This is a genomic window from Streptomyces sp. NPDC020898, assembly GCF_044333925.1.
Lineage (GTDB): Bacteria > Actinomycetota > Actinomycetes > Streptomycetales > Streptomycetaceae > Streptomyces.
The window spans coordinates 100311-108793 of sequence record NZ_JBIRRV010000023.1 but is presented as its reverse complement, the minus strand read 5'-3'; the positions used below and the strand labels follow the sequence as shown (position 1 = coordinate 108793).

The 8483-nt window shown below is 71.3% G+C and carries 10 protein-coding genes; 4 read left to right on the top strand and 6 right to left on the bottom strand.

Annotated elements, in window-relative coordinates; translation table 11 throughout:
* A partial coding sequence (locus ACH4TV_RS42445; protein WP_398406736.1) for a maltotransferase domain-containing protein occupies positions 1 to 579 on the bottom strand: 579 nt, incomplete at its 3' end.
* Positions 580 to 629: 50 nt separating this feature from the next.
* Entirely contained in the window at positions 630 to 926 is a 297-nt protein-coding gene (locus tag ACH4TV_RS42440; protein ID WP_398406735.1) for a DUF5133 domain-containing protein, read from the bottom strand.
* 246 nt (positions 927 to 1172) lie between these two features.
* Here ACH4TV_RS42440 and ACH4TV_RS42435 point away from each other — a divergent pair, with 246 nt between their 5' ends.
* Together ACH4TV_RS42435 and ACH4TV_RS42430 are read left to right on the top strand one after the other, a co-directional pair.
* Positions 1173 to 1697 carry a pep a2 gene (locus ACH4TV_RS42435; protein WP_398406734.1) on the top strand — a complete coding sequence of 175 codons (525 nt, stop codon included), beginning with the start codon at positions 1173 to 1175 and terminating at the stop codon, positions 1695 to 1697.
* Positions 1698 to 1776: 79 nt separating this feature from the next.
* Positions 1777 to 2052: a hypothetical protein gene (locus ACH4TV_RS42430; RefSeq protein ID WP_398406733.1), complete on the top strand. Its 276-nt coding sequence runs from the start codon at positions 1777 to 1779 to the stop codon at positions 2050 to 2052.
* 9 nt (positions 2053 to 2061) lie between these two features.
* On the opposite strand, the gene ACH4TV_RS42425 is transcribed toward ACH4TV_RS42430, so the two are convergent.
* Entirely contained in the window at positions 2062 to 2877 is an 816-nt protein-coding gene (locus ACH4TV_RS42425) for a VOC family protein (protein WP_398406732.1), read from the bottom strand.
* A gap of 176 nt (positions 2878 to 3053) precedes the next feature.
* Between ACH4TV_RS42425 and ACH4TV_RS42420 the strand changes: the two genes are divergently transcribed.
* The gene (locus ACH4TV_RS42420) at positions 3054 to 3383 is read left to right on the top strand and encodes an ANTAR domain-containing protein (protein ID WP_398406748.1); all 330 of its coding nucleotides are present in this window, start codon (positions 3054 to 3056) and stop codon (positions 3381 to 3383) included.
* 185 nt (positions 3384 to 3568) lie between these two features.
* Here the strand turns inward: ACH4TV_RS42420 and ACH4TV_RS42415 are convergent, their stop codons facing one another.
* Positions 3569 to 4453 carry a SigB/SigF/SigG family RNA polymerase sigma factor gene (locus ACH4TV_RS42415; protein ID WP_398406731.1) on the bottom strand — a complete coding sequence of 295 codons (885 nt, stop codon included), beginning with the start codon at positions 4451 to 4453 and terminating at the stop codon, positions 3569 to 3571.
* 553 nt (positions 4454 to 5006) lie between these two features.
* On the opposite strand from ACH4TV_RS42415, the gene ACH4TV_RS42410 reads away from it, so the two are divergent.
* Positions 5007 to 5564 (top strand): hypothetical protein, encoded by a 558-nt coding sequence (locus ACH4TV_RS42410; protein WP_398406730.1) that lies wholly within the window; start codon positions 5007 to 5009, stop codon positions 5562 to 5564.
* Between the two features lie 78 nt (positions 5565 to 5642).
* On the opposite strand, the gene hemC is transcribed toward ACH4TV_RS42410, so the two are convergent.
* Positions 5643 to 6578, bottom strand: coding sequence for a hydroxymethylbilane synthase (gene hemC, locus ACH4TV_RS42405; protein WP_398406729.1), 936 nt, complete (start codon positions 6576 to 6578; stop codon positions 5643 to 5645).
* 281 nt (positions 6579 to 6859) lie between these two features.
* A complete protein-coding gene (locus ACH4TV_RS42400) occupies positions 6860 to 7894 on the bottom strand; it encodes a zinc-binding dehydrogenase (RefSeq protein ID WP_398406747.1) in 1035 nt (344 codons plus the stop codon).
* Positions 7895 to 8483 lie beyond the last annotated feature (589 nt).

The following is an 8483-nucleotide window of genomic DNA, read 5'->3' as shown; positions in this document are numbered from 1 at the left end:
CACCAGCAGCGCCAACGGCTCGGAGGAGGTGACCAGTTCCCGCAGCGGATACCGGGCCAGCACCTTGTCCACCGCCGGCGTCAGAGCGGCCGCGAAACGATCGGCCACGGGGAGCGAGTCGTCGCCCAGGGTCTGCGCGGCGGCCAGTACGACAGCGCGGGCCGGCTGCTTCGCAGCACCCGCAGCGGCACGTTCGTACAGCAGCGCGCCCTCCTCCAGGACCAGCCCGGTGTCGATCCCGGCCGGGATCTTGATGCCTGCGTGGTGCCGCCACGTCGTGATCGGGTCGTTCCATGCCTCGACCCGGTAGGTCCAGTGGCCCACCGCGTCCGGGGTGACGTCCGCGCCCCAGCGGTCCGATCCCGGGGTGAGCTCGCGCATCGGTGTCCACGGGCCCGGGCGGCCCTGCGCATCGCACAGCACGACGTTCGCGCCGACCGCGTCATGACCCTCGCGGAAGACCGTCGCGGTGACCTGGAAGGTCTCTCCCGCGACGGCCTTTGCCGGGCGTCTTCCGCACTCGACGGCCGGGCGCACATCCCGTACCGGGATGCGGCCGATGGCCGGAGTCGGGCTCATGGATCTCACCTCTGCTGGGCTCGGGGTCGGGTCGGGGGGCGAGGGCGGCGCTATCCCCCGGCCGTACTGCGGTGGACGGCCGGGGGAGAGTGGCCGGTGAAACGGCTCGCGTGGGCGCGGCCGGCCTGTTCCCGGAGGTAGGCGACCAGGCTTGTGCGGAGGTAGCGCTCGGCGGCGTGTGCGGCCTCCCGCGCGCACCGCTTCCCCATCAGCACGCACAGGGTGTAGCCCGAGTCCTCGAAACTGTCGCGTGCCGATCGGTCGGACGGGGCCGCGAGCATGACGCGCTCCCACGCCCGGTACCTGTTCAGCTGTCGGGCGACCTCGGCTTTGGCGGGCAGCAGCATGGCGCTGGTCCCCTTCCTCGTGACTGGCTGCTTCTGTACAGCGAGACCTTGACTCATGGTGCATGTGGGGCGACCCAGCGTCTTGTTGGCTCTTCAACAACCAAAGCGGGCGCTCGTGTTGCACGAATGGACTAGCGCTCCCACTCTGGAGCTGACTCAGAAGCGATCAGTGCTCACGCTTCGCGTTCGGGGCCTGGCCCCGGAGAGCGTGGAGAAACGGGAGTCCGCCGTGAGGAGCCAACGACGATGAAGACCGCAGAGCCCTGCTACTACCACCTCGACGTTGAGGTCTGTCCCGAACGGGTCGGGCAGGTCGGGCGCATCCTGGCCGCCCACCTCCGGCTTTGGGACCTGGAGCACCTCGCCGGGCCCGTCTGCCACGGCACCGAAGTGCTGCTGCGCGCCATCGACGAGCACGCGACCGACAAGCGCGCGGTGATCGAGATGTGGTGGAACGGCCAGCACCTCATCACCGCCATCGCCCAGAACGACCGCGACCTGCGCCCTGAGCAGGAACTCCGCACGTGCCTGGCGTGGATCGCCGCGCTGAGCGACGGCTGGGGCTGCTGTGCCACGGCCACCGGTGCCAAGGTCATCTGGTTCTCGCGCCGGGCCCGCTCCTGCGAAGGCGTCCCGCTCGTCCCGACCGGACCCTCGCCGACCCTGCGGGATGCGCTCCAGGCGCCCCGGGCGGTCCCTGTCGATTTCCCGGCCCCGGCCTTCGCCGGCACGGCGAACCATCGGGCTTGGGACGTCCTCGCGGACGTGTAAAGGGGGCGCGGTCCGGGCTCGGCTGCGGGACGGTGGAGCCGGGACTGCGCCACGGGGGCGGAGCCGGGGGTGCAGGGGGATGACCGTGGTCAGATATGTCCGCTACGAGGTGACGTGCGCGATCCTCGCGGTCTGCGCGGCGGTCGTGGGCGCGGTGGTGGTGTTCGGGGTGGACGGCGGTCTGCTGTGGGAGCGCGATCTCGCCCTCCACCCGCTGCTGTTCGCGTCCGCCTGGCTGGCCCGCGCGGGGTGGGTCGCCCGCTGGGAACGACGGCACGGCCTGCTGCTGTGGAACGGCCGGGTACCCACCCAGCCCCTGGGGGAGGGCCGGTCCCTCTACTCGTCGGTCCGGTAGCCGGCGTGCTCAGCGCGGGATGCGCGAGGTCACCGTGAACTGAGCCCCGTCCGGGTCACGCAGCACCGCCTCGAACGGGGCGGCACCGGCGTCGTACCGCAGGATGCTGCCGCCGTTGTCCTGCGCGGCCTTGACGCAGAGCGCCACGTCCTGGACCGCGAAGTGGACCTGCCAGTGCGGTCGGATCGTGGGGTCGGGCGCCGCCTCCAGCGCGCCCGAGACGATGCGGGCGACGATGTTGCCCTGGCTGCGCAGGACGACTTCGTCGCCCTCGTACTGGACCTCGCAGCAGCCGGGGCGGTCCGACGCCCACTCCAGGATCTCGCCGTAGAAGATGGCCGCGTCGAACGCGTCGCGGGTGTGCAGCCGGACGAACGCGGGTGCCGCCTGCCGCCAGGCCTCCCAGTCGGCGATCAGTTCGCCCTCCCAGATCCCGAAGATCGCTCCGTCGCGGTCGGCCAGCAGGGCCGCCCGGCCCGGCGGGAAGGAGATCGGCCCGACCGCCGTCGTACCTCCGCGCTCCCGGGCCCGGCCCACCGCGTCGTCCGCGCTCGGCACGGCGAAGTACGGGGTCCAGGCGACCGCCATCTGCCATACGGAGGCCACCGCGGCGATCCCCGCGACGGGCGTGCCCTCCGCCAGCGCGACCCGGAAGCGGTCGCCCAGCAGGGCCGGACGCCACCGCCAGCCCAGCACGGCACCGTAGAACGCCTCCGTGGCCCGCCGGTCGCGGCTGGTCAGACTCACCCAGCAAGGGGCGCCGAACACGGAATGGGTCGAGACGGCGTCCGTCGCGCCGCGGGGGTATGTCGTGTCGTGGTTCATGGCACTCGCGTCCTGGTCCCGTCCACCGGCAGGCACCGGCCGTACCCAGTCTCCGGCCGGACCCCGTATCCGTGCCTGTCGAGTACCCCGATCGGGCCTGTTGGCACATGGCGGGTGGAGTGGCGACGATGGAGAGGCAGCCCCGGACGCGACCTGGAGGCGACCTGAAGGTGACCATGCCCATGGACGGCCGCCGGAGTGACGACGATCTGGTCTTCGCCCTCCAGACGGAGGTCGACCAGCTCAAGGAGGCCGTCACGTCCCATGCCGTCGTCGACCAGGCGATCGGCATGATGATCGCCCTCGGCCGGGTGACACCGGACGAGGGGTGGGAAGTGCTGAAAGAGGTCTCCCAGCACACGAACATCAAACTCCGCCATATCGCGGAGACGGTCCTGACCTGGGGGCGTGACGGGGAGATGCCCTCCGAGGTCCGGGCCGAACTGGAGGACGCGCTGGACCGTCACGGACCCACGCGGATTCCGGGTGCCACCCCGGATTCGTAAGGTGTGCGTCGGCCTCTCGTGACCGGGTCCGTGTTTCAGCTTCGTTCCTCAGGTCACCCCGGAAGGGAGGGCACACTGGGGAACCGCTCCCGGGAGGGTTCGGCAGTGAGCCCCACCCCCAGCCGCCCGGCCGTGAGGAGACTCGCCCGGGCGACTGTGGTGTGCGGGGGGACCGGCAGCCCGCCTCAGCAGGCATCGGCGAGCAGTTCCTCGTACCGATCTCCGCTCAGTCCGGAGCGCTCGTCCGGACGTACGGTCGCCGGCTCTCCCGGCCGTTCCTCACACAGTTCCGCACGCAGTTCCTCGCGCAGCCGTGCGCAGCAGCCGCTGATCAGCCGTGAGACGTGCATCTGCGAGATACCGAGCTGCTGGGCGATCCGGCTCTGTGTCATCCCGCCGAAGAACCGCAGGTAGAGAATGGTCCGCTCCCGCTCGGGCAGGTTGCGCAGACCGGGACTGACGGCCGCGCGGTCGACGACCAGGTCGAATCCGGGGTCGGGCCCGCCGACCGTGTCCGCCAGTGCGTAGCCGTCGGTGCCCGGCAGCTCCGCCTCCAGCGACAGCGTGGAGAAGCAGTCCAGGGCCTCCATGCCCGTACGGACCTCGCTCTCGCTCAGTTGTGCGTACGCGGCGATCTCGGCGACGGTCGGTGGCCGGCCCGGGACGGTAGCCGAGAGGTCCTTCGCGGCGCGGCGCACGCGGTTGCGCAGGTCCTGGACCCGGCGCGGCACGTGCAGCGCCCACAGGTGGTCGCGGAAGTGCCGCTTGATCTCGCCGGTGACGGTCGGCACGGCGTAGGCCTCGAAAGCGGTGCCGCGCCCGGGGTCGTAGTGGTCGACGGCCTTGACGAGTCCGACGGCCGCGACCTGGTAGAGATCCTCCAGGGCCTCGCCGCGGCCCCGGAAGCGGATGGCGATCCGCTCCGCCATGGGCAGCCAGGCCTCTACGAGGTCGTCCCGCAGGGCGTGGCGTTCCGGACCTTCGGGCAGTTGGCCGAGCCGTTCGAACGCCGCGGCCGTGTCGGGGGCGTCGTCGTGCGGATGGGGCTTCGTTCTGCCGGTGACACGCATCGCGTGCACCTCCTCAGCAGGTGCTGGGTGGACAGACACCGGGGAGGGCGCGCACACGGACCGCACGGAGGTCGGCCGAGGGTCCGGTGAACCGGCTCCCACGGGTGTGCCTCCTGTCCGAAGCACTGCAAAGGAAATTCCCACACAGGACGAAACGGAAACAAATCGGGGCAAAGACTGACTCTGCGCTTCCGGCCGGTCGCCGGGCGAATGCGCTGACTCGGCGAGACCTTCACCCGGATCAGGGCGATACCGACCGGCGGCATCCCCTACCTCGGCTATCTGGTGCTGCTCGCCGCCGTCCTCGCCGTCGTCGCGGCCTCCTCGCTCCTCGGCCGACTGGCCGGCTGAACGCCGGTCACGACCATGCACCGGAACGTGATGTGCGGCACGCACGTAACCACCGCCCCACAGGTCTTCGGTGGATTTCCGCTGCACATCGCTTGATCAGTGATCAAGGGGGCGAATTCGCTGGCCACGGCGCAATCCGCTCATTTGACTGTGCGCCGGGCGCAAGGATAGGAAACAGCCATCCGAGGTCGAGAGGTGGACTGTGCACGAGCCGAACGTGGTCGGGGACTGGCACGAGTACGACGAGCATGCCGGCCTGCGTGTCCGCGTCCACCGTCTGCTGGCGGCCGAACCGCCGCGCGGGCGCGACGACGCCGCCGAGGGACTGACCTACTTCACCCTCCGCGTGACGGTCGAGAACCGTGGCCGCCGGCACTTCGGGGTCCACCTGGAGGACGGACAGATCGATGTCCGGCTCGGCCCCGACGGCGAGGGCGCCTTCATCGACTGGCGGAACTCGCAGTTCATCGAGGGCTTCGACGTCTACCCGCTGCGCCGCGCCACGGCGGTCCTGTACGCGGCCGGCCCGGAGTCGTCCCTGACCCAGGTGGACGTACAGATCCAGCTTCGGGTCGAGGAGGAGTGGACCGGCCGACGCCTGTGGGCGGGCGGGATCGGGCTGCCCGAGGACTCCGTCGGATCGGGCGCACACCACGGCACGGGCCGGGACGGCGTGGCCCTCCAGGCGAGCAACTTCCTGAAGGACCAGAGGACGCAGCAGGATCTGAAGGACCAGAAGGGCCAGACGGAACCCACCTGACCGGCCCGGCGGGCTTCGTTCGCCCGCCGCCGGGCGGCCCCGGTTCCCGGTCCGCAGCCCTCAGTGTGTTCGGTGTGCTCAGTGCGCGATGCCGTCGATCAGCTCGCGCGCGCCCTGCCGCAGCAACGCCACCGCCACGGACGTGCCGAGCGTGGCCGGATCGAGGCGCCCCGCCCACTCGTGGGCGTTGAGCTGGGTCTTGCCGTCCGGGGTGAACACGCAGGCGCGCAGGGAGAGTTCGCCGCTGCGGGACACCTTCGCGTACCCGGCGATCGGGCTGTTGCAGTGCCCTTGCAGGACGTGCAGGAACATCCGTTCGGCCGTCGCCTCCCGGTGCGTGTCCGGGTCGCCGAGGCCGCTGACCGCGTCGATCAGGGTGTGGTCGCCCTCGCGGCACTGGAGGGCGAGGATGCCCGCGCCGATGGGCGGCATCATCGTCTCGGGGGAGAGGATCTCGCTGACCACGTCCATCCGGCCGATGCGCTCCAGCCCGGACACGGCGAGGAGGAGCGCGTCCGCCTCACCGGCCGCGAGCTTCTCCAGCCGCCGGTTGGCGTTGCCGCGGAACGGTACGCACTCCAGGTGCGGGTGGGAGGCGGCCAGCTGGGCGATCCGGCGCACCGAGGACGTACCGATCCGGGTGCCGTCCGGCAGCTCGTCCAGGGTGAGGCCGCCGGGGTGGATCAGGGCGTCGCGGATGTCGTCGCGCTTGAGGAACGCGGCGAACATCGTGCCGGCGGGGAGCGGCCGGTCGGCGGGCACGTCCTTGACGCAGTGCACCGCCAGATCGGCCTCACCGGCCAGCAGCGCCGCGTCGACCTCCTTGGTGAACGCACCCTTGCCCTCGACCAGGGACAGGTCGCCCATCCACTTGTCGCCGGTCGTCTTCACAGGGACGACCTCGGTGCGCACCTGTGGGTGGACGACGGCCAGCTCGGCGCGTACCCGTTCCACCTGGGCCAGTGCCATGGGCGAGTCGCGGGAGACGATACGGATCAGTTCAGGGACGGACATGCCGACACGATAGTCCCTCCGGACGGCCCTCCTGCTCCGAACCGGTCCCCCGGTCGCGGGAGTTCGCACCCGGCGCGGAGGCCGCCAGACGCCCCGCCGAGGGCGGCGTGGTGGTTCGCCTCGGCACCGAGCCGCCGGTGGAGCGGGCCGACGATGTCCGGCGTGCCGCGGTCATCCACGTGGAGCAATGAGAAATGACGCCGGGCCGGGGCGGGAAGGGACATGTCTCCCCGGCCCTGCCCAGTCGTTGACCCGGTACCGCGGTGCGGGCCCCCGTACCCCTACTCGTCGAACGTGACGACGACCTTTTCGGCGGCTCCGGGGGTGAGGGCGAGGTCGAAGGCGGTGTCGACCTCGGCGAAGGGGATGCGGTGGCTGATGAGCTTGGCGAAGCGTTCGTGGTGTTCGACGAGCTCGGCGGTGACCTCGAAGATCTCGGTGGGGTAGCCCTGGGAGGCGATGAGGGTGAGCTCGCTGCGGAGCATGCCGCCGAGGTCGATCTGGTCGGACTTCTTCTGGACGGCGACCATGACGAGCTTGGCGCCCCACTTGGCGGAGTCGACGGTGGCGTTGAAGACGGCGGGTACACCGGCGGCGTCGATGTAGATGTCGGTGCCGGCGCGGGGCTGGCCCAGAGCGTTGGCGGCCTCGCCGTGCAGTTCCTTCAGGCGTTCGGTGACGTTCTCGGTCCTGGAGTTGATGACGGCGTCGGCGCCGACAGCCAGGGCGGTTTCCAGTCGCTCGGGGATGACATCGGCGACGACGACGTGCTTGACGCCGCGCAGCTTGAGCCAGATGGTGGCGCCCAGGCCGATGGGTCCGGCGCCGAAGACGACGACCGTGTCGTCGGGGGTCGCCTCGGAGCGGTTGACGCAGTGCCGGGCGACCGCCATCGGCTCGTTCAGAGAAGCCACGTCGAACGGCACGGTGCCGGGGAAGACCGTCACCGTCCGGCCGACCTCGCAGTCGTTCAGGAGCAGGTACTCGCTCATCGCGCCGTGCTCGCCGCCGCAGCCGATGATGCCGGACGAGACACCCTGCGGGTTGACCACCACCCGGTCGCCGACCTTCAGGTCCGTCACCTCCGCGCCGAGTTCGACGATCTCACCGGCCGGCTCGTGGCCCAGCGGGATCGGGCGCAGGGCGCCGTCGGGGCCGGAGGGCATGCCGCCGAGGTGGAGGAAGAAGGTGTCGGTGCCGCAGATGCCGCAGGCACGGACACGCATGAGGGCGTCCTTGGGCCCGGGGACCGGGCGTTCGACGTCGACGACCTCGATCTTGTCCTTCGCGGTGTGCACAGACTTCATGGTGGACATGGGGAACTCGCCTTCTGGATGGGTGACCTGCTGTGTGCGGGGAGTGGCGTGGGAGAGTCTCGGGGTGGTGTCCGGGCCGGTGCCGACCTGGACGTTCGTGGCCGTCGGGCCCGGGGCGATCGCCGGCGCCGCCAAGGTGAGGACGACCCCGTGTCCTTGAAGTCCGGTGCTGCTCACGGGCGGCTCCTCGGGTGGACGGGCGGGACGGACGGTCGGGTTCTCGGTGCGCGGGTGTCTCGCGAGGGCTGGTCCACGGCATAAGACACGAGCCTTCACCCCGAAGCTCTGAGGGCACGCAGGACGGCATCGGCCATACCGCGCTCACCCCGCTCGGTGGGGTGAACCGGGGCCGCGTCCGCCACCGGCATCAGGAGCGGGACGGTGCCGACGGCGCTGTCGGCCTCGAAAGCAGGGGAGCGGGGACCGCAGGGCCGCTCAGCGGCGCGAGGGGCCCTGTCGGACCAGGCAGGTGTCCTCGGGTCGGGGGCCGGGCGGGGGGGGGTGTGCGGCGCCCCCCCCCGGGGCCCCGCCGGCGCCCCCGCCCCCCCCGTGCGGCGCGGCGGGGGCCCCACCCCCCCAGGCGGCCCCC

What these genes read in the sequence shown, in the direction of transcription:
- ACH4TV_RS42430 (WP_398406733.1), top strand. Translation starts at nt 1,777, where the DNA reads ATGACCGTGGTCAGATATGTCCGCTACGAGGTGACGTGCGCGATCCTC.
- ACH4TV_RS42440 (WP_398406735.1), bottom strand. Translation starts at nt 926, where the DNA reads ATGCTGCTGCCCGCCAAAGCCGAGGTCGCCCGACAGCTGAACAGGTAC.
- ACH4TV_RS42420 (WP_398406748.1), top strand. Translation starts at nt 3,054, where the DNA reads ATGCCCATGGACGGCCGCCGGAGTGACGACGATCTGGTCTTCGCCCTC.
- ACH4TV_RS42435 (WP_398406734.1), top strand. Translation starts at nt 1,173, where the DNA reads ATGAAGACCGCAGAGCCCTGCTACTACCACCTCGACGTTGAGGTCTGT.
- hemC (WP_398406729.1), bottom strand. Translation starts at nt 6,578, where the DNA reads ATGTCCGTCCCTGAACTGATCCGTATCGTCTCCCGCGACTCGCCCATG.
- ACH4TV_RS42425 (WP_398406732.1), bottom strand. Translation starts at nt 2,877, where the DNA reads ATGAACCACGACACGACATACCCCCGCGGCGCGACGGACGCCGTCTCG.
- ACH4TV_RS42415 (WP_398406731.1), bottom strand. Translation starts at nt 4,453, where the DNA reads ATGCGTGTCACCGGCAGAACGAAGCCCCATCCGCACGACGACGCCCCC.
- ACH4TV_RS42400 (WP_398406747.1), bottom strand. Translation starts at nt 7,894, where the DNA reads ATGTCCACCATGAAGTCTGTGCACACCGCGAAGGACAAGATCGAGGTC.